A 20,906-nucleotide genomic window follows, 5' to 3' on the forward strand; every position below is an offset into this window, starting at 1 on the left:
GGCTTCGCCGTCGGGGGTTCCGGGTTCCCACCCGCACCACCCGTACAGCTCTGCGGGTGGCCCCCGTGGGACTGGTTCGCCGTCGACGGCTGACCACTCGTCACTTGGCGGCCGGGGCCGTCGCCGCCGGGGCGGTCGAGGTGCGGTTGAAGGAGGACTTGGACCAGGTGTAGCCGAGGGCGGTGAGGGCGAGGCACCAGGCGAGGGAGAGCCAGGCGTCGTTGCCGATGGGGGTGCCCTCGAGGAGGCCGCGGAGGGTGTTGATGACCGGGCTGAGGGGCTGGTAGCGGGCGAACTGCTCCACGCCGGCCGGCATCGAGCTCGTCGGCACGAAGGCGCTGCTGATGAAGGGGAGGAACTGAAGCGGCAGGGTGAGGCTGTTGGCGCCCTCCAGGCTCTTGGTGGCGAGGGCGAAGGCGGTGACCAGCCAGGTGAGGGCCAGGGTGAGCAGGGCGGTGACACCGACCACCGCGAGCCATGCAAGGGGTGAGGCGTCCGGGCGGAAGCCGAGGGCGACGGCGAGGCCGAGGACCACCGCGACGCTGACGAGGGTGCGGATCAGGGCCTACAGGACGTGGCCGGCCAGGATCGGGGAGCGGGCGACGAAGCGACTTGCACGGCGTGCAAATCCGAACTCGAACACTGTTTAAGTTCGTGGGCTACGCTGGCCGCATGGCGCGTGAAACGTTGAATCGCGATCAGATCGTCGAAGCAGCGATCGAGCTCCTCGACGACGAGGGAGTCGAGGGCCTGAGCATGCGGCGCCTCGGCAAACGGCTGAACTCAGCCGCGACGGCCATGTACTGGCACGTCGGCAACAAGGAGAACCTCGTCGTCCTCGCCGCCGACCGGGTGTGGGGCGAGATCGAGCTGCTCGACCCCGCCGAGACGGGCTGGCGCACCGCCGCGCGTGCCCTGGTGCAGGACACGTACGCGATGGTCAAACGCCACCCCTGGCTGGTCCCCGCGATCAGCACGCACTTCGTCTACGGCCCCGGCATGGCCCGCTTCCAGAACCATTCGTACGCCGTCTACGAAGCGGCCGGATTCACCGGACGCGACCTCGACCGGGCCGTGAACACCGCCTTCACCTTCGTGGCGGGCACCGCCCTGCTGGACGCCACCCAGGCCGCCGCGTCCCGCGCGAAGTCCACCGACGTCGCCGCCCAGGCGGACGAGATCGCCGCCACCTATCCCCGGCTGCGCGAGCGCATGGAGGCCCTCGGCGACGCCGATCCGGCCGAGCTGCTCAGCCAGAAGTTCGCCTTCGGCCTGGAGACCATCCTCGACGGCCTCGAGGCCCGGCTGCGCGGTGAGGGCGCCCGCTCCCCCGTGAACGCGCCGGCGGCCGCCGAGCCCGCGGAGGAGGAGACGTCCGGTGCCGCCGGGGTACCGACGGCCGCCGGTGCCGCCCACGCCGTGCGGGGGCTGTTCCACTGAGGACCGCGGCGCCCTCATGACGTCCGCCGCCCGGCCGGCGTCAGCAGCAGCCGGTCCGCGATCAGGGGCAGCAGGAGCCCGGGCACCTCGTCGACGCAGAAGTGCCCGCCGGGCAGAACGTGATGTCGCACATCGCGAAGGCGGCCGCCGTGACCATCGGCCCGGGTGCTCACGGCGCGGCCGCCGATTCGCCCGGCGGCGGGTCGGCCGACGTCGTCCAGGTCCCGGCCCATGTGCCGGTGGAAGTCTGCGAGAACACCGCCGACGCCATCGCCCTGCTGAACCCCGGCCTTCGGCAAGGCCTGCGTCAACTGAGGCCGCCACCACAAGCACGACCAGGGCGCGACCCGGCGCCAAGGCCACTGATCCGACCGCATCGCGCGGAAGAACCGCGCCACCTCGAGCGCCGGCAATTTCTTCTTCGGCCCGGTCGCGCGTGCCGACGAGATCTTGCGGGAGGCCCTCACGTCGGGCTCACGACGCGGCCGGCACGTCGGTGTGGTCGGCGTCCTGTCGCGTGGCGTGGCGCGTCGGCAGGCCGGCGCCTTCGATGTCGACATCGGGCAGCACGCGTTCCAGCCGCCGCGGCAGACTCCACGCGCGACGGCCGAGGAGGTACAGCACGGCCGGGACCAGGGTCAGGCGGACGACGAAGGCGTCCACGACCACTCCGACGGCCAGCGCGAAGCCGATGGACTTGATCACTGGGTCATGGCTGAAGACGAAGCCGCCGAACACGGCTGTCATGATGAGCGCGGCCGCGGTGACGACGCGTCCGCTGCGGGCCAGGCCCTGGATGACGGCTGCCCGGGCGTCACCTGTGTGACGGAAGTGTTCCCTCATACGGCTGACCAGGAAGACCTCGTAGTCCATCGCGAGCCCGAACAGCACGCCGATGAGCAGCACGGGGAGAAAGCTCACCACCGGGGCCGCCGCGGCGATCCGGAAGACACCGGCGAGGTGCCCTTGCTGGAACACCCAGGCCACGACGCCCAGCGTGGCGGCGACGGACAGCAGGAAGCCCAGAACGGCCTTGACCGGAACCAGCACGGAGCGGAAGGCGATCGCCAGCAGGAGTACGGCCAGCGCCACGATGACGCCCAGGAACAGCGGCAGGGCGGCGGAGAGCTTCCCGGAGACGTCGATCGCCGCGGCCGTGGCGCCGGCGACGTAGGCGGTGCCGCCCGCCTTCCGGACCGCTGCCGTCGCGTCGTCCCGCAGCCGGTGCACCATGTCGGTGGTCGCCGGGTCGTCCGGGCCCGTCCCGGGTACCAGCCCGATGACCGTCACCGTGCCGTCCCGGTTGACCACCGGCCGGGTCACCGTCACCACATCGGGATCCTTCGCCAGGGCGGCCGTCAGTTCTCTGATCGCCCCGGGCCGATCCGGGGCCGCGACGTGCGTGGTGTCGGCCACCACGGCCAGCGAGGCGTTGAAACCGGGGCCGAAGCCCTCGGCAAGGAGTTCATAGCTCTTGTGCTGGGTACTGGCTTTCGGCTGTGTCTCGTCGCTGGGGAGGCCGAGGCGTAGCTCGCGGGCCGGCAGGGCGAGCACGAACAGTGCCACCACCGCGGTCAGGGCGACGGCCCATGGAGCTTTGGTCACCGCTCGGCCCCAGGCGGAGCCCCATGTGCCCGCGGTCCGGGGCCGGTCCGCAGGGCCGCGCCGGGCGGTGTTCCCCCTGGGCCGCAGGCGCTCCCCGGCAAGTGAGAGCACCGCGGGCACCAGCGTGAGGGCGACCAGAATGGCCACCAGAACAGTGGCCGCGGCGGCCAGGCCCATCACGGTCAGGAAGGGGATGCCGGTGATCGTGAGTGCGGAGAGGGCAACGACCACGGTCACACCGGCGAAGAGCACCGCACTGCCGGCGGTTGCGACCGCCCGGGCCACGGAGTCGCCGATGTCCGAGCCCGGCTCGGCCAGTTGCTCGCGGTGCCGGGCGACGATGAACAGTGCGTAGTCGATACCGACCGCCAGTCCCAGCATCAGGGCGAGCACCGTCGCCGTGTTGGTCATCTGTACGAAGCGGGACACGAACTCGACGCCGAGGACGCCGATGCCCACCCCGACCAGCGCGGTCATCAGGGGAAGCCCGGCCGCGAGGAGCGAGGCGAGAGTGACCGCGAGGACCAGATAGGCCAGGAGCGCACCGAGGCCCTCGACGGGACCTCCCAGTTCGGCCGGTGGCGACGAGACGGATCCCGCGAATTCCACCCGCAGTCCGGCCGCCCGGGCCGGCTCCATGGCGTCATCCAGTCTGTCCTTGGCGGACTGCAGAACGTCGCCCGGCGACTGGCGGAAACGGACGTCGGCATAGCCGATGGTTCGGTCCTTTGCGAGGGTGCCGCCCTGAACGGGATCGGTCACCCGCAGGACCCCGGGAACGCCGGCTGCGCGCCGCAGCGCGGAGGCGATCGCCGTCCGCGACCTCCGCGTCGTGAGATCCGAGCCGGTCGGGGCCTGTAGCACCACCCGGGCCACACCCCCCGCGGTCTCGGGGAACTTGCTGTCGAGGAGGTTCTGGGCCTGCTGTGATTCGACCGCGGGAACGGAGAACTCCGTGCTGAGCCGGCCGTGCAGGGTCGTGCCCAGGCTCGCGACCGCCAGCAGAAGCAGCAACCAGGCGCACAGAACTCGGCCACGGTGGCGGATCACCCATCGGGTCGACATGTACAGGCACACGGCCACGTATGTTCTCCCTAGGGGTGCGCTGGTCCGCCGGGGTTCGGTAACCCCTGACACTTGGCACCACTATGGTGCGTAATGCACTGAAGTGTCCTGTGTACTTACTCCCTTCGGAACGGGGGGACGTAGCCGGAACGGCGAACGGACACGTGTCCGGCACGGACGCCTTGCTCTCTTGGCGGTATCAGTCCGTTTTTGCGGTTGCGGCATCGGTGGGGCAGAGGCTTGCTGGAGATCAGTTCCTCGAGAATCCGGCAGGCGTGCGTCGAGCGTGCGCCACACCATCCGCCAAAGGGAGACCCGATGCAGTCCTCCATGTCTGAAGCAGTCCTTGCAGGTGCCGACGCCGCGGACTTGGAGTCCCTTCCTGTGCCGGAGCACTTCCCTGCCGCCACCGTCCGTGCGGAGGACGTCGACGCCTTCCAGTCCGTGGAAGACAAGGACGTCCGGAAGTCTCTCGCCGTCACCCAGGTTCCCATGCCGGAACTGGCCCCCGACGAGGCCCTCATCGCCGTCATGGCGAGCTCGGTCAACTACAACACCGTGTGGACGGCCATGTTCGAGCCCGTCCCGACGTTCCAGTTCCTCAAACAGATGGGAAAAGCGGGGGGTTGGGAGGCACGGCACGACCTCCCGTACCACATCGTGGGATCGGACGCATCGGGCGTCATCGTCCGTACGGGCTCCTCGGTGCGCAAATGGAAGGTGGGCGATCACGTGGTGATCTCACCCGCCTACGTCGATGAGCAGGACCCCGACACCCATCGGGACGGAATGCTCGGCGAAGGACAGAAGGCCTGGGGTTTCGAGACCAACTTCGGTGGGCTTGCGCACTACGCCATCGTGCGGGCCAGTCAGCTGATGCCGAAGCCCGCCGCACTGAGCTGGGAGGAAGCCGCCGTCAATCCGCTGTGCGCCAGCACCGCCTACCGCATGCTGGTCAGTGAACGCGGAGCCCGGATGAAGCAGGGCGACGTCGTCCTCGTATGGGGCGCGACCGGCGGTCTGGGCGCCTATGCCGTCCAACTCGTCCTCAACGGAGGCGGCATCCCAGTCGGGGTGGTCAACTCCGCGGAAAAGGCGGAGGTGCTCAGATCACTCGGATGCGAAGCCGTCATCAACCGCTCGGAGATCGAGGAGGGGGATCACACCCTCCTGCAACGGCCCGACGGCTGGAAGAAAATGGGTCGCGCGATCCGTGAGGCCGTTGGGGAGGACCCGCACATCGTGTTCGAGCACGTCGGCAAGAAGACCTTCGCCGCGTCGGTCTTCCTCGCCAGGCGGGGCGGCACCGTCATCACCTGCGGATCCAGCACGGGTTACGAACACCTCTACGACAACAGGTATCTGTGGATGCGGCTGAAGAAGATCATCGGGAGCCACGGTGCCAACCTTCACGAGCAGTGGGAGGTCAACCGGCTCATCGCACTGGGACACCTGGTTCCTGCCCTGTCCGAAACATACCCGCTGGACGAAGTGGGTGCGGCGGCACGCACTGTCCAGACCAACCAGCACATCGGCAAAGTCGGGGTCCTGTGCCTTGCCCCCCGGCCCGGGATGGGCATCACCGACCCGGAGGCGCGCTCACGAATCGGCGAGCGGCGCCTCAGCGCGTTCCGCAGGTGACCGGCGTTCCTGGCAGGTGACAGGCATTTCCTGGACAGTGTGAACCGCCCGGCGGATCGGCCCCGGCACAAGAGGCGATCCGCCGGGCCTCTTACGGCGTCGTGATGCCCACGTCGACGCGGCAGGCAGGCCACACGGTGGCCCCCGCTCAGGGCCGCTCTCGCTCAGTCAGCCGCTCCGATGCATGCCTCGGTGAGCGGATCCGCTTCTGGCACGGGTGACGACACCATCGGCTCGCGCAGTCGCCAACGCCCGGGAATCGGGGCGACCTTGCTCCGCAATGAATCACACCGGCGGCATCGAGCGCATCGATCACCGCTGCTGACGGGTCTGACGCCCGCCGGGGCAGCGGGCAACGTGGCGGTTCAGGTGACCACCCCGGCGAGTAGCGCGACCGTGTCGGGCGGGTTCACCTGCACCGCCTAGGTGTCGCGTCCACCGAGGCCGGTGGCGCACACCACGGACAACCGAACTCGAACGGATGAGGGCCTTCTGCCCCGGTACGGACCGCAAGATCCGTACCGGCGACCGGAAGGCCCTCGTGCCGCTGTGCCGTAGGGGTCGCTCCGACGTCTCGTCGACCGCACGTCACCGGGTGCAGCCGGTGACGGCGCCGGTCGGAGCGCAGTTGTCGGGGGCGTTGCCGTTGACAGGGGTGCGCACCAAGGTGACCGAGCCGCCGGCCCGGAAGATGCCGCCGCCCTGGCCTGCTGCCCGGTTGGCGGTGACCTTGCCGGCGAGGAAGTAGGAGGTGCCGGCCTGGTTGTACAGGCCGCCGCCGTCGAGTTCGGCTGTGTTGCCGACCACCGACGTGCTCAGCAGGCGCACAGCGCTGCCGAAGTTGGCAATTCCGCCGCCGTGGGAGGCCGCCGTGTTGCCGCTGATGTCACCGCTGTTGACGGTCAGGGGCCCGATGGCTGTGAAGATGCCGCCGCCCTCAAAGGTGTCGGTTGTGTTGCCGCGGACGAATGTGCCGTTGAGCACGGTGGTTCCGTTAGTGGCCAGTCCCCCGCCGGTGAAGGTCGCGGTGTTGCCGTAGATGGATCCGCTGTTGACGGTCAGCCTGCCGGAGGTGTCGACGTGAATTCCGCCGCCGTCGGAGGCGGTGTTCTGTGTCACGGCGCTGCTGGTCAATCGTGCGGTGCCACTGGAGGCCACCTCGATGCCCCCGCCCGTCACCGAAGCGGTGTTGCCGGTGATCCGGCTGGCGGCCAGGCTGAGGGTTCCCCGGGTCAGGATGCCGCCACCTACGCTACCGGGCTCCGATGTGGCACTGCCGTTCGACAGGGTGATCCCCTTGAGTGTGAGGGATCCCTGGGGTGCGACTTCGGCGATGCGGAACGGAGTCGCCGTAGCGCGGGTGACGGTTGCGGTGCCGGTGTCGGCGACGATGGTCAGGTTTCCGGTGATGACGGGAAGACCGTCGGCGCCGTGGGGGCCGGTGGGTACCGCCGGAACGGTGAGCTTGTACTCGCAGCGCGACGAGAGAGCGATCGTTCCGGTGCCACGGGCGTTGGCGCGGTTGATCTGTCTGATCAGCTCGTCGACGTCTCCGCATGGCACCACCGCACCAGGTGCCTGCGGGCTTGCGGCAGCGGCCGACGTGGCAATGCCCGAAACGGACGTGCTCAGCAGTGCGGCCAGGACCAGGGCACGCGTCTTCTTCACGGTCAGCACCGGTTCTCCCTTTGTTTGACTGTTGGGCGGCAATCTCCTGAGCCGGGTCGTGGGCGGGAATTGCCGCCTCGACAGTCCAACCTGACCGTGATCGTGGGCGGACTGCATCCAGTGGAATCCGGATGGGTGAGGGCGTGCGTCTCCGCGACGTTTCCGCGCGGATTCAGATAGCTGGGGCCGCGATCCGGGTGTAGGTGAGGGAGTTGCTGGTGCCGGCAGCGGTGATGACCGTGACCGGGACCGGCCCGGCGGTACCCGCGGGGGCCACTGCCGTGAGCTGGGTCGGTGAGAGCACCGTGAACGCCGCCGGAGTGGAGCCGAACTGGACAGCGGTGGCGGTGGTGAGGCCGCTGCCGGTCACGGTGATGACGGTGCCGGCGTTGGTGGGTCCCTGGTTGGGGACGACGGAGACCAGCGTGGGTGCCGCGAGGTACTGATAGGTGACGGCGTTGCTGGTGCCGCCGGGGGTGGTCACCGTCACCGCCGCCGCACCCGCCGCATGAGCGGGAGCCACCGCCGTGATCTGCGTGGCCGAATCCACCGTGAACGACGTCGCGGCCACCCCGTCGAACCGCACCGCCGACGCACCGAGCAGGCCTGTGCCGGTCAGTGTCACGATGGTGCCGCCCGCGGAGCTTCCGGAGACGGGCGTGACGGCGGTCAGCGAGGGCACGGCGGCGTAGAAGAAATAGGCCTGAGGGTTGTCGGGGTTGCTCGTACCCCCCGGCGTGGTCACCGTCACCGCCGCCGCACCCGCCGCATGAGCAGGAGCCACCGCCGTGATCTGCGTGGCCGAATCCACCGTGAACGACGTCGCGGCCACCCCGTCGAACCGCACCGCCGACGCACCCGAGAGATTCACCCCCGTCAACGTGACCGCCGTCCCCCCCGACACCGGCCCCTGCACAGGCGACACACCCGTCACCGACGGCACCCCAAAATAGGTGAACGTCAGAGAATTACTCGTACCCCCCGGCGTAGTCACCGTCACCGCCGCCGCACCCGCCGCATGAGCAGGAGCCACCGCCGTGATCTGCGTGGCCGAATCCACCGTGAACGACGTCGCGGCCACCCCGTCGAACCGCACCGCCGACGCACCCGAGAGATTCACCCCCGTCAACGTGACCGCCGTCCCCCCCGACACCGGCCCCTGCACAGGCGACAGACTCGACAGGGACGGAGCGGACGCGGTGCCGTAGATGAACGGGACCGTCTGGCTACTGGTGCCCTGGCTGGTGGTCACGGTCACGTTCACCGTGCCCGTGCCGGGCGGGGTGACCGCCGTGAGCTGAGTGCTGTTCATCACGGTGAACGACGGCGCGACGGTGGCGCCGAACCGTACGGCGGTGGCGCCGGTGAAGCCGCTACCCGTCACGATGACGGTGGTACCGCCGGCGGTCTGCCCCTGGTTGGGACTGACCGAAGAGACCACAGGGGCAGCCATCGCTGTAACTCCTCCAGTACAGACACGTCCGCGTACGCGGGTGTGGGCCGTCCGGGCGGAGGGGGGCCGCCGCCCGGACGGGGTGCATTGCCTTCGCTGCGCGAAGGGCGCCGGGTGGGTCAGATGCCGGGCCCTGCGACGTAGGTGAACGCACCGGCCGCCGTGTCGGACCCGGCCGGGTTGCTCACCACCACGTCGGCCGCGCCGGCCGTACCGGGCGGGGTGACCGCCGAGAGGGTGGTGGCGTTGATCACCGAGAACGGTGCCGGGCTACCGGCGAAGGTGACCGACTCGGTGCTGCCGAGGTTGGTGCCGGTGATGGTCACCGCGGTCCCGCCCGAGGTCGGGCCGGAGGTCGGGGTGACGGTCGTGATGGTCGGGTCGTCGATGTAGGTGTAGCTCAGACCGTTGTTGGTGCCGCCCGCGGTGGTCACGCTGACTCCCACCGGTCCGGCTGCGGCACCGGCCGGGACGGTGACGGTGAGCTGGCTGTCGGTGACCACGGTGGGCGTGGCGGTCACCCCGCCGAAGGACACGCTGGTGGCCGTGGACAGACCGGTACCGCTGAGGGAGATGGTGTTGCCCCCGGCCAGCGGCCCGGAGGTGGTTCCCAGGGACGACTTGAACGGGGCGCCCACGTAGAAGAAGGACACCGGGTTGCTGGTTCCGCCCGGAGTGGTCACGGTGACACCGACCGTGCCGGTGCCCGAGGGGGACACGGCGGTGACCTGGGTCGGCGACACCTGGGTGATGCTGGTGGCGGACTTGGTGCCGAACTTCACCGCGCTGGTGTTGGACAGGTTCGTACCCGTGATGGTCACGAGCGTCCCTCCACCGGTGGAACCCTGATTCGGAGTAATCGGCATGACGCGACTCCTCGCTCATTGATGGGGACATGAGAGGAACCGGCAGGGGACGCCCGGTCACTGATGTGGCGTCGTCGGGGATCGAGCCGCCGTCAACGGCATGCCTCGTCCGTGTCCCGACCCCTTCAGGCGCCGGCAGCGGTACCGGACCCAGGGCGATCGAGAAGACATCCCCGCACGCACGGCGGGGGTCACAGCAGCCGGCGCCGCCTCCCCTGGGCAAGGAGAAAAACCGGCATGCGCTGCCCGTCTCCACGTTCCCCCGGCACGGGGATGGGCAGCCCGCCGGTTCACACACTCAGTGACCCACAGCTCCAGTCGAGTGACAAGGGCCGGTCAATCGCATCACCCGAACGGAGTAGTCAGCGATCGTGCGGACCCGCCCTTCACGGGAGTTCCCGGGACTCCGGTCGAGACAGGTCCTCCGAAATGGTGAGTTCGGGAAGCGGTCGGAAGCGACTCGCTCGCCCAAACGCCTCCATGTGAGCGCACAGGGGCATTCAGACGATCCGACTAACCACTCCGAACCCCCTTGCCTCCACAATCAAATCCCGAATCCCCCTCTCTCCCCCGTTCCCCCGGGTACGGTCTGACTGCCCATCACCGATGGACCGGCAATAATAACGACTAATGGACCGGATTACTTCACCAGGGGCGGAACGTGGAAGAAGTCAATCAACCGGTGTGCGATTCCTCCGATGCAACATGCCGATACCGGGATTTCCTTCACGGTATTCCGGGAACGTGCCCACAGTTACAGACTCCCTTAGTCGGCCAGGGCTCCGAAGCGGTGCTCATCAGGCTCCCATGCACGGCCAGGTCGGTTTCCATCACGCGGCGACACGTACACGAATCCCTGCTGTCATGGCAGGTCAGCCCTTCAGTGATGGACAGGCTGATCCTCGTCGTCTCCGAGCTGGTCACCAACGCCGTACAGCATTCCGCATTGCCTCAACAAGCCGCCCGTAGCGGCGTCCAATCCTATTTCGAACTGGTCATATATTTACTCATGGACCGGATCCGCGTCGAAGTACTCGACACAAACCGCAGCCTGCCGGTCCGCCTCGCCGGCCATGAGTACGCCGAGGCCGGAAGAGGAATGGAAATCATCCAGTACTGTTCACGCGACTGGGGCGCCGAAAGACTGTGCGCGGGCGGAAAGATGGTCTGGTGCGATGTGGATATGGACGAATCTCCCGCTGATCGCGGCGGCACGGTGCAGGCACCTGCCTGACACATGACCGGCCCACAGTCCGGAGGCCGGGCTCCCCTCACCGCAGGTGTCCGGGGAAACCGATCGAGCCCCCGCAATGCGCCCCTGCAATGCGCCCCTCCGATGGGGTGACGATCCGTCATCTTCCTTGCGGCATATGCCCCTTCCTGCGTCACTGGAGACATCCAACCGGTGGGCAGCCCATCCCTCCGGGGAGCGCGACTGCGGTGTCGCCTTCGGCTGCCCTCAGGGGCAGTGCAGTACTGGCCGCGCCGAAGCCGCGATGGGCGTCCCCGGAAGGGGTTGGATAGCCAGTCGGTGCCACATCCGTGGCACCGACTGGTCGGTTGCCCGGCACCGGCCTTCATCCGGTGCTCACACCGGGAGCGACAGGACCACACCCCATCGAGATTCGGATCACGCCAATGAGACCAACACAGGTGACAGCGGATGAGAACTTCGACGAAGGGTGCCGCGTGAGCCAGACGGCGCGCCGTCTCACCGTCGCCGACGTCGCGTGCGCTTTGGCACCTCTGGACCTCGCCGTTCTGCGAACGCTGTCGGCGGACGAACTCGAGCAGCAGCTCGAGGCCCGCTGGGCTCTGTACCGCCACCTGGACGCCGCATCCAGCGGACGGTACGAACGCCGGCGCAGAGACGGGAAGGGGGAGATCTCAGCGTTGCTCGACCTGATCGGCTCCTTGGTCGTCAATGTGCACGAGGCAGAGGCTCACTTGGCGGTACGGCGCCGTGAGGCTCTCCGCTCACCGCACCGCACGGCGCACCGGCATGCGGCAACGACGGCCGGACGCTCCTGACCGCGCGCTCCACCACGTCCGCGGCCGCCCGCGCGCCCCCGGCCGCCCGGGCCTCCAGCTGCATGTTCCTCACCTGTGCCGCGATCCGGCCGTCGCCGACGACGTCCAGGAACGCTTCACGAAGCGTCTTTGGTGTCAGGTCCCGCGGTGGCAGGCGTCGGCCCAGGCCCAGTCGCTCGACCTGGCGCGCGTTGACCATCTGCTCGGCCATACGCGGGATGACCACCAGCGGAACCCCGTGGTACACGGCCTCCATGATGCTGCCCATCCCGCCGTGGCTGACGAAGGCGCCCGCCTGGGAGAGGACCCTCAGTTGAGGGATGCTGTGCATGATGTGGATGTTCTTCGGCACGGCGGACACGGTCCGCGGACCGGGCTGGTCCCCGACGGCCATGACGACGTCCCAGGAGACCGGCTCGAACGCCTCCAGGCAGGTCTCGACAAACGAACCGGAGACGCCGGGGGACGATCCCATGGCAATGGCCAGGAGAGGCCGGCCGTCGGATGGCGGGTGCCAGTCCCCCTGGAAGTTTCGCGGCCCCAGTGCCGGTCCGACGAACGTGTGCACCTCGCCGACCGTCTCGAGTCGCCGCTGGAAGGACTCGACCGTGAACACCACGCTGGACGACGGCTCGGTGAGGAAGGACTCGACGCCACCGCGGACACCGTTGCCGCTCAACAGTGAGCGGATGACTTCGTAGAACTCGGTCTGGCGGAGCGAGGAGACGCCGCACATCTCGCTCTCCCAGCCGGCGTACGGAGCATGGCTGCAGTTGAGCTGCACGGCCGGAACCCCGATGCGGTCCGCCACCACCTGCCCGGCCCAGGCCAGCAGATCATGGAGGATGACGTCCGGTCTGTCCCGGGTGAAGACGTCGAGCAGCCGCGGTACCAGCTCGCATGCCTGGCGGGCGAGCAGGACAATCCCGGCTTCCAGGTCGCCGTCCGGGATGGCGCCCACGGGCGGGCGGGACACCAGGGGAAGAAAGACGTCGGCACCGGCTTCAAGGACCGGCACGGCGAACTCCTCGCTCGCCACGAATGTCACGCGGTGCCCGCGCAGCACGAGTTCGCTGACCACCGCCAGAGTGGGCAGGACATGGCCGGGCTGAGGAATGGTGACTACGGCGACGTGCGCGCCACGCGCCTCCTCGAGTGGGCGGGACGGCTGAGCCTGGCCTGTCACGGTGGCTCCTTTCAACCGTGGGTCGCGATGCACGAGTGCCTGTGAACAGGCATTCTCAGGTGCCATGCCAGCACAGCGGACAGGCAACGGCATCTCAAGGAGTTCCGGACGAGCGCCGGCGGACGCCGTCGCGTGCAGCCCGTACTACTCCGATCAGGTCTTGCCTTCAGCCTCGAGTGCCGAGAGCACCAGGGGCCACATGCGGTGCAACTCGCGTTGCCAGTACGGCCAGGAATGGGTGCCGGGCCGGAACAGGTCGGTGGTCACCTTGACGTCGGAGAGGCGCAGTGCGCGGGCGAACGCCGCGGTCGAGGGACCCAGAGGTTGCTCCAGCAGGGAGGCGGCCGGGTCGAACGCGCTCTCCAGTCCCCCCGGTACGCCCGTTCCGGCGTAGAGGTAGACCCACACCTTCTTGAACCGGCTCACCATACGGGAGGGGTTGTGGGCATCCCAGATCCGTCGCTGTTCGTCCGGGCGCCCCCACAGGCGTTCAGGATCGACGTTCTCCCGCAGGCATGTGGCGCCGATCCCGAATCGCATGACCGGGTCGGAGGTGTCGACGATGCCGCTGAGTGAGCCGGCGAACCGGTAACCGCCGGGGTGACGTGCGGCGTAGTCCAGAGCCCCCAGCCCGCCCTCGGACAGCCCGATGACGGCCCGTGAATCGTTCGCCCGGAAGGCGCGTTCCATCAACTGCGGCAGCTCTTCGGTGTGGAACGTCTCCCAGCGGGGACCTGACCCCGTGCCGTGGTCCCACCAGTCGGTGTAGAAGCCGGCGCGTCCCCCTTCCGGCATGACGACGAGGACGTCCGCGGGACCGGAGAGCTCCTCCACGTCGGTTTCACGGGTCCACGACGTGTAGTCGTCGCTGGCGCCCTGAAGCAGGTAGAGAACCGGGAAGGTTCGCGTCGACTCCTTCCGCCAGTGCCTGGGGAGGATGACACGCACCGGAATACCGTCTCTCATGGCCGGTGATTCCACCGTGAGGTCGAGTGTGCGCTCGTCGAGGTACCGCGCATGGCTGATGTAGGCGCCGTCGTCGGCGTGGGGGGGCACGTTGCCGGATCGAGCGACCGCGGTTTGCCCGGCGGACGTACCCAGCAACGACATCAGCAACATGCCGCTGAGCAGAAAGGCCTGGCCGCGCCGTGAGCGGCCGGTGGGAAAGGCGGCTCGGGTACGGCCACGGACGCCTGTTGAGCACGGCGGCCACGATCGACGGCTCACCCGGACACCGCCAGCGACTGAGTGACGTGGTCCGCGATCGCCGTCACGTGCGGCGGGTCGATCAGGGACAGGTGGTCGCCCTCGACGGGCACGACTTCGAGACAGGGGCACAGGGGCGCCCAGCCCAGGTCGGCCTCCGTTCTGAGGTAACGCGGGTCGAGGGCCGTCGTCAGGCGCTGCGCCCGCTGCGCGCGGTAGAGCACCACAGGGCCGCTGTACGGACGGGGCACGTATCGCTCACCGACGCGGGCGTCGATGTAGGAGGTGCGCTGGTGTTCCATGACGCCCGGGCTCATGTCGAGCCCCGCCGCCGCCACCGCGCGCATGACGACGTTGATCTGCTGGTCGTCGGGCGTGGCCGCGAGTTCGTCGTAGGGCAGCTCAAGGCGCTGTCCGTAGGTCTTCTCGATGTACGCGGCGAAGCGGCGGAAGCGTTCGAGCAACAGCTCCGGCGAGTTCATCTCCGGCAGGGCGGCGGGCAGGATGGTGTCGATCAGCCCGAGGAAGGTGATGCTTTCGCCCGCCTCCCTCAGCTGCTGCGCCGTCTCGTAGGCGAGGCAGCCGCCGAAGGACCACCCGAGGAGTTGGTAGGGCCCCTGCGGCTGGATCCGCCTGATGAAGGACAGATAGCGCGCGGCCTTCTCCTCCATCGTGTCCACGGCGTCCAGCCGTTCCATCCCGTACACCGCCTGGTCCCGGGGCAGGAGCTGGGACAAGGGCCGGTAGACGGACGTGGGACCGCCGGCGGGGTGGAAGGTGAACAGGGGAAGCCTGGAAGAACCCGGCCGGGGCGGTCGCAGCGTGCTCACGACTCCGTCGCCGGCCGGGTTCACGGCCGGCCTGATGAGTTCCGCGATGGCGGCCACCGTCCCGTGCTTCAGCACGGCCTCGGTGGTCAGCGTGAGCTCGACGTCCTCGCCCAGGCGGCGGCGGATCGCCTCGATGAGTCCTTCCGCGGTGCGCAGGTCCGCGCCGGCCTCGAGGAGGTGGCAGCGGACGTCCGAAGGGGGGTCCCGCAGGACTTCACCCCAGGCGCCGGCCACCAGACGCTCGGCGGCGTCCCGCGGTTGGATGGAGGACGGCAGCGTCGGGGCGGGCATGACCGTGAAGGCAGGGGCGGGACTGCTCGTGTGGGGTTCCGCGGCAGTCGGTGCCGAGGCGGTGGCCCGCGCCGGCGCGTCGTGAGTGTCGCGTCCGAGCCCGAGCTCTGCCCGGACGGTCTCGCCGACCTCACGTAGTGTCGCCCCGCGCAGCATGAGGTCCGCGGGCAACTCGACGGCGAAGTCATGCAGCACGGCGTTGCGGATACGCACAGCCATCAGGGAGTCCAGCCCGAGCGCGGGCAGCGGCACCGCGTCGTCGAAGTCCGGCACTCGGAAGCCCATGATCGCAGCCGTACGTTTCACCAGCCGCTGGTAGACCATGCCCGCGGCATTCTCACCGAGGCTCTCGACGGCGCCGGGTCCGGGCCAGTCGTCCCAGGACGTGTCCTCGGCGCGGAGGCTGTCGGTGAAGAAGGGGATGTCGGCCAGCCCTGGGAAGGCCCCCAGGATGCGCCGGCTGTCGAGATGCACGACGCCTGTGTGCGTGCTGTTGTGGACGACGAGGGTCTGCAGGGCGTCCAGTCCTTCCGCCGTGCTGAGGGATTCCAGAGCCGGATTGGCGGGAGCGGCGCCGGTGTCCCTCCAGGGGCCCCAGGCGATGGACGTGGCGGGCTTGCCTTCCGCTCTGCGGCGATGTGCGATCGCGTCCAGCCAGGCGTTGGCGGCCGCGTAGCCGGACTGACCCGGTGAGCCGAGCAGGGCGGCCGCGGAACTGTAGAACACCCACCAGTCGATGTCGTGGGTGTCGATGGCCGCCTCCAGGTGGAGCGCACCCGTGACCTTGGGCCGTAGGACCAGGCGGATGTCGTCGGCGTCCAGGTCGGTGATCATCCGGTCGTGCAGGACGCCGGCGCAGTGGGCGACCCCACGCAGTGCGTGTCCCTCCTCCAGTGCGGCCCGGACCAGGCGCGGCGCCACTTCGGGGTCGGCGATGTCCCCCTGTACCACGGCGATGGACGTCCCCAGCTCGCGCAGGCCGGTGATCACCTCTTCCGCTTCCGGCGTAGCCGGCCGCCGTCCGTTGAGCACGAGCCGGCCGGCTCCCTGTTCGGCCAGGCGACGGGCCGTTGCGAGGCCGAGGCCGGTGAGGCCGCCGGTGATGACGTACGAGCCGTTGCGGCGTACGAACGGTGCCGCGTACTGCTGTTCCGTCCAGTCGGCGGGAGAGAGCCGGGCGACTCGGCGGGTGCCCGCTCTCCACACGACCTCGTCTTCGGGACTGTTGCCGAGGAGCTCGTGAACGAGGTCCTCGACGTTGTCGAACTGGTCGTCGATGTCGACCAGGCAGGCGCTCAGGGCGGGTTGCTCGACGGCGAGCACGCGCACGAGGCCGCGCAGGCAGGACAGCGGCGGCTTGCCGAGCTCACCCGGTACGGCGGCGCGGGCCCGCACGGTGACGAGCCAGAGGCGGGGCTGATGCCGCGCATGGGGGGCGGAGGCGAGCTGCCGCGCGACGCGCGTGGCGCTGCACAGGGCGTCGCTCTGGGACTCGGGCGTCCCGGTGAGCAGCAGCACGACCGCTCGGGGAGCTGTCGGCATGGTTCCCTCCGGCCAGTCGTCGAGCAACCGGTCGCAGGGTGCGGCGAGCGCGCGGGTCGTCGTGCGGACGCCCTTCTCCTCCAGTGCCTTCGCGAGGGCGGCGGACAGGACGCTGTCACCGCCGGTCGTGGGATCGTCGACGAGGAGCAGGGCGCTGTCGAGCGGTGCCGGGAGCGGGACGGGCGACTTCTGCCACTGGATGTCGTAGGCGAGCGTTTCCAGGGGGCGGGGCACCTCGCCGTGCTCGGCGGGGCGCAGCCGCAGCCCTTTGGCGGTGATGCGCGCGTCGGCCCCGCTCGCGACGATGTCCCAGCCGGAATCCGCGGTCCCGTCCGGCGACGGAGAAGCCTCGATGGTGTATGCCGCGCTCAGGTCGAAGGGGTTGTGGATGCGCAGGCATCGCAGGACCGCAGGGGCCACCTCCGCTCCGGTGGCAGCGCCGTCGCGGACGCTGTCGCCGGGTTCACGGGAGCCGTGCTCGTCACCGTGCTCGTCGCTGCCGTGCCCGTCGGATACGCCCGCTTCGGCCGGTGCGTACAGCATCGCGGCGAGGAGTTCCTCCCACGGTTCCCCGGTGCGTTCCTCGGCGTCGGCTCGGCCCCAGTGGCTGACGACCGCCGGTGGCACAGACGGGATGCCGTCGTCCGGTGCGGGACGGGTGGGGATCCGCGCCGACGCGTGGCAGGTCCAGGAGCCGCTGGTGGTGCGGGCGTTGACCGTGACGGCCGCGTGGGCGCCGGAGGGTTCCCAGACGACGGTCACCGGTGTCCTGCTGGCCAGGGACAGCCATCGGTGGATGACCAGGTCCTCCAGGCACAGTTCTTCGAGGCCGTCCCGCCCGTGGATCTCCTGGGCCGCCGCGATCATCAGTGCGGCGGCCGCGGGCAGGGTGAGGACCGGCCGGCCGTGCAGCGTGCGTACGGCGGTATGGGTGGCGTGGGCACCCAGGTCGGTCTGCCACAGGACGGCACCCGTGCGCGGGTCGTCGGTTCGACGGCCCAGCGGGGAGTGGCCCGCGTCTCCGGTCGCCGGGCCGCGGCGGGCGAACCAGTGGCGCTCGTGACGCCAGGGTGGGCTGGGCAGCGGGATCCGCGTCCCGGCGGTCCAGAGCCGGTCCTCGTCCACCCGTGCTCCGGCGAAGTGCAGCCGGACGAGTGCGCCGCGCAGGTCGACCGCCTCGTCGGCCCGCTTGCGCAGTGTGGGGACCACCACCGCTTCGGGTGTGTCGGTCGCCTGGAGGGTTTCGGTGAGGGGAATCAGTGCGACGGGGTGGGGCGACACCTCCAGGAAGAGATCGTTTCCGTCTGCCGCGGCGGCTGCGACCGCCTGCTGCAACCGGACGGGGCGGCGGACGTTGGCGCACCAGTAGGCGGCGTCGGCGTCGACGGGGGCACGCGGGTCGTCGAGGACGGTGTTGTACCAGGTGACCTGCGCGGTGCCGGCCCGAACTGTGCCCAGGGCCTCGCGCAGCCCGGGCAGGATCGGATCGACGGCGGCCGAATGCCCCGCTCCGCCGACGTCGAGGAGCCGTGCCATACGGCCCTGTCCGGCCAGTTCGTCAACCAGGCTCCGGACGGCCGGGGCCGGTCCGGCGACGGTGCATCTGCGCGGGGAGGAGTGCACGGCGATCTCCACGCCGGGAAAGCGCGGCAGAATCTCGGCGCGCTCCTCGTCGGCCAGTTCGACCGCGGCCATGGCGCCGGCGCCTTCGCTGTCGATGCCGGCGAGCCGAGCCGACCGGTCGAGGACGACACGCAGACCGTCGGCGACGTCCAGTGCGCCGGCGACGACCGCGGCGGCGACCTCTCCCATCGAGTGGCCGATGACGGCAGCGGGTCTCACTCCGTGGGCGAGGAAGGTGTGTGCCAGGGCGATGTGCATCCCGAACAGCAGCGGCTGGATGTGCTCGACGCCCGCTTCCCGCTCGTCCCGCAGCAGGTCCCGCAGGGACCGACCCGTCCGGGCGAGGAACACCGGGTCCAGCGAGCGCACCGCCGCGTCGAATGCGGGCTCGTCCCTCAGCAGGCCCAGTCCCATGCCCGGCCACTGAGAGCCGTGGCCTGAGAAGACGAAGACGGGACGGCGGGCGCCGGACGACCGCGCCGGGAGGTCGTCGGTGCCGGGAGGTACGCAACCCGGCGCTTCCTCTCGGCGTGCCAGGGCTCCGAGCAGTCCGGCCGCCTCCTGACGGGTGCGCGCGACGACGGCGGCGCACACGGACCCTCTGCGGTGGCGGGCCAGTGTGTGGGCGACGTCCCCGAGCTGAGGTGCGTCGTCGGCTGACAGCAACCGGGCCAGGCCTGCTGCCACGTCGCCGATCCGGTCGTGGGACCGGGCCGAGACGACGAGGACGTGGGCGCGTGCGGCCCTGCCGTCCTGGTCCTCGGTCCGCGGTCCGGTCGCCGGTGCCTGTTCCAGGACGACGTGCGCGTTGGTGCCTCCGAAACCGAAGGCGGACACGCCGGCGCGGGCCGGACGGGTGCCCCGGTCCGGCCAGTCGGTGGGCTCGGTGACGATGTGCAGGCCGAGGGAGTCGAAGTCGATGTGCGGGTTGGGCTCGTGGAAGTGCAGGCTTCCCGGGATACGGCGGTGGTGCAGCGCCAGTACCGTCTTGATCAGGCCGACGATCCCCGCGGCGCCTTCCAGATGGCCGACGTTGCTCTTCACGGAGCCGATGAGCAGGGGCTGGTGCGCCGGCCTGCCACAGCCGACCACGGCACCGAGCGCACCGGCCTCGATGGGGTCTCCCAGCAGGGTGCCGGTGCCGTGTGCTTCGACGTAGTCGATGTCGGCGGCATCGACCCGGGCGTCGTGCAGCGCACCGCGCAGCAGGTGTTGCTGGCCCGCGGGGCTGGGAGCCATCAGGCCCGCCGAACGGCCGTCGCTGTTGACCGCCGTCCCCCTGATGACGGCCAGCACCCGGTCGCCGTCGCGCAGGGCGTCGGAGAGCCGTTTCAGCACGACGACTCCGCAGCCCTCTCCCCGGGTGATGCCGTCGGCGGCCGCGTCGAACGGCTTGCAGCGGCCGTCCGCCGCCAGCGCTCCGGCCTGTTGGAAGGAAGCGGTGACCATGGGCGATAAAAGGACGTTGACACCTGCCGCGAGCGCGGTGTCGCACTCACCGGCGCGCAGGCTGCGGCATGCCTGGTGCACCGCCACCAGGGACGAGGAGCAGGCCGTGTCGACGGTGATACTCGGTCCGTGCAGGTCGAACAGGTACGAAATCCTGTTGGCGGCGATGCTTCCGGCGGCTCCCGTGCTGGTCCACGGGGTCAGTCGCGTGGGATCCGACGTGGTCAGATGTCCGTACTCGAGGGCGCTGAGACCGACGAACACCCCGGTTTCGCTGCCCTGGAGGCTGTGCGCGGGAAGTCCGGCGTGGTCCAGGGCTTCGCAGCTGACTTCCAGCAGCAGGCGCTGCTGCGGGTCCATCATCTCCGCCTCACGCGGCGTGATACCGAAGTGGTCGGCGTCGAACGCCTCGATGTCGTCGAGGAAGGCGCCGTGACGCGTGGTCCGTTCCAGCAGGGCCGCGATGCCGGGCACGGCGGCGAAGTCACGCCAGCGCCTGGCGGGGACGGTGCCGACGAGGTCGCTTCCCGCGGTCAGGTGTTTCCAGAAGGACTCGGGGCCATTGACGTTGCCGGGAAGACGGCAGCCGACCCCGATGATCGCGACGGGGGACGACGGTCGGGCGACGTCACCCCCGGCGGCCGGAACAGGCGACGGCTGCCGCGGCTCCTCCTGGTCCTCCTCCGGCACGGGCCCCGTGCTCCTGGCCAGACGCTCCACGAGGGATCCGATGGTGGGGTTCTCCCACAGCAGCGTGGCCGGCAGAGGTGTGCGCCGGAATCGCTCCAGTCGTCCGGCGATACCCACGGCCGCACGGGACGTCAGGCCGTACTCCACCAGGGGACGGGCGTCGTCCAGGTCCGCCTCGGAGATGCCGCAGGTCTCGCAGACGAGTCGGCGCAGGAACGCCCGCAGCTCTGCGGCCGAGACGGGTACCGGCTCGGGCTGGGCGGCCGACTGCGTTCCTGCTTCCATCTGTCCCTCTCCCTGCACCTTCACGAACTGCCGGT

The 20,906-nt window shown here is 69.8% G+C and carries 11 protein-coding genes and 1 pseudogene; 4 read left to right on the plus strand and 8 right to left on the minus strand.

Annotated elements, in window-relative coordinates:
* Positions 1-100 precede the first annotated feature (100 nt).
* Positions 101-562 carry an ABC transporter permease gene (locus ACWGJM_RS16660; protein WP_453412463.1) on the minus strand — a complete coding sequence of 154 codons (462 nt, stop codon included), beginning with the start codon at positions 560-562 and terminating at the stop codon, positions 101-103.
* A 110-nt stretch (positions 563-672) separates the two neighbouring features.
* Here ACWGJM_RS16660 and ACWGJM_RS16665 point away from each other — a divergent pair, with 110 nt between their 5' ends.
* A complete protein-coding gene (locus ACWGJM_RS16665) occupies positions 673-1,440 on the plus strand; it encodes a TetR/AcrR family transcriptional regulator C-terminal domain-containing protein (RefSeq protein ID WP_453412399.1) in 768 nt (255 codons plus the stop codon).
* Between the two features lie 122 nt (positions 1,441-1,562).
* Positions 1,563-1,667, plus strand: a pseudogene (locus ACWGJM_RS16670) (chaplin); the annotation flags it as partial.
* Between the two features lie 247 nt (positions 1,668-1,914).
* Here the strand turns inward: ACWGJM_RS16670 and ACWGJM_RS16675 are convergent.
* A complete protein-coding gene (locus tag ACWGJM_RS16675; RefSeq protein WP_453412400.1) occupies positions 1,915-4,128 on the minus strand; it encodes an MMPL family transporter in 2,214 nt (737 codons plus the stop codon).
* A 312-nt stretch (positions 4,129-4,440) separates the two neighbouring features.
* Here ACWGJM_RS16675 and ccrA point away from each other — a divergent pair, with 312 nt between their 5' ends.
* Complete coding sequence (ccrA, locus tag ACWGJM_RS16680) at positions 4,441-5,751, plus strand: crotonyl-CoA carboxylase/reductase (RefSeq protein WP_453412401.1); 1,311 nt, start codon at positions 4,441-4,443, stop codon at positions 5,749-5,751.
* Between the two features lie 588 nt (positions 5,752-6,339).
* On the opposite strand, the gene ACWGJM_RS16685 is transcribed toward ccrA, so the two are convergent.
* From ACWGJM_RS16685 to ACWGJM_RS16695, 3 genes are all read right to left on the minus strand, one after another.
* Entirely contained in the window at positions 6,340-7,428 is a 1,089-nt protein-coding gene (locus ACWGJM_RS16685; protein ID WP_453412402.1) for a right-handed parallel beta-helix repeat-containing protein, read from the minus strand.
* Positions 7,429-7,591: 163 nt separating this feature from the next.
* Positions 7,592-8,872 (minus strand): IPT/TIG domain-containing protein, encoded by a 1,281-nt coding sequence (locus ACWGJM_RS16690; protein WP_453412403.1) that lies wholly within the window; start codon positions 8,870-8,872, stop codon positions 7,592-7,594.
* A 119-nt stretch (positions 8,873-8,991) separates the two neighbouring features.
* Complete coding sequence (locus ACWGJM_RS16695; RefSeq protein WP_453412404.1) at positions 8,992-9,738, minus strand: IPT/TIG domain-containing protein; 747 nt, start codon at positions 9,736-9,738, stop codon at positions 8,992-8,994.
* Positions 9,739-10,528: 790 nt separating this feature from the next.
* Here ACWGJM_RS16695 and ACWGJM_RS16700 point away from each other — a divergent pair.
* Complete coding sequence (locus ACWGJM_RS16700; RefSeq protein WP_453412464.1) at positions 10,529-10,972, plus strand: ATP-binding protein; 444 nt, start codon at positions 10,529-10,531, stop codon at positions 10,970-10,972.
* Positions 10,973-11,659: 687 nt separating this feature from the next.
* Here the strand turns inward: ACWGJM_RS16700 and ACWGJM_RS16705 are convergent.
* From ACWGJM_RS16705 to ACWGJM_RS16715, 3 genes are all read right to left on the minus strand, one after another.
* Positions 11,660-12,955: a macrolide family glycosyltransferase gene (locus ACWGJM_RS16705; RefSeq protein ID WP_453412405.1), complete on the minus strand. Its 1,296-nt coding sequence runs from the start codon at positions 12,953-12,955 to the stop codon at positions 11,660-11,662.
* A gap of 153 nt (positions 12,956-13,108) precedes the next feature.
* Positions 13,109-14,011, minus strand: a complete 903-nt coding sequence (locus tag ACWGJM_RS16710) for an alpha/beta hydrolase (protein ID WP_453412406.1) — start codon at positions 14,009-14,011, stop codon at positions 13,109-13,111.
* A gap of 167 nt (positions 14,012-14,178) precedes the next feature.
* Entirely contained in the window at positions 14,179-20,871 is a 6,693-nt protein-coding gene (locus ACWGJM_RS16715; RefSeq protein ID WP_453412407.1) for an SDR family NAD(P)-dependent oxidoreductase, read from the minus strand.
* Positions 20,872-20,906: the final 35 nt, after the last annotated feature.

The sequence above is a fragment of the Streptomyces sp. NPDC054834 genome, from assembly GCF_053611185.1.

Excerpts from the sequence above, each read along its gene's own strand:
- ACWGJM_RS16665 (WP_453412399.1), top strand. The coding sequence starts at position 673 with ATGGCGCGTGAAACGTTGAATCGCGATCAGATCGTCGAAGCAGCGATC.
- ccrA (WP_453412401.1), top strand. The coding sequence starts at position 4,441 with ATGTCTGAAGCAGTCCTTGCAGGTGCCGACGCCGCGGACTTGGAGTCC.
- ACWGJM_RS16690 (WP_453412403.1), bottom strand. The coding sequence starts at position 8,872 with ATGGCTGCCCCTGTGGTCTCTTCGGTCAGTCCCAACCAGGGGCAGACC.
- ACWGJM_RS16695 (WP_453412404.1), bottom strand. The coding sequence starts at position 9,738 with ATGCCGATTACTCCGAATCAGGGTTCCACCGGTGGAGGGACGCTCGTG.
- ACWGJM_RS16715 (WP_453412407.1), bottom strand. The coding sequence starts at position 20,871 with ATGGAAGCAGGAACGCAGTCGGCCGCCCAGCCCGAGCCGGTACCCGTC.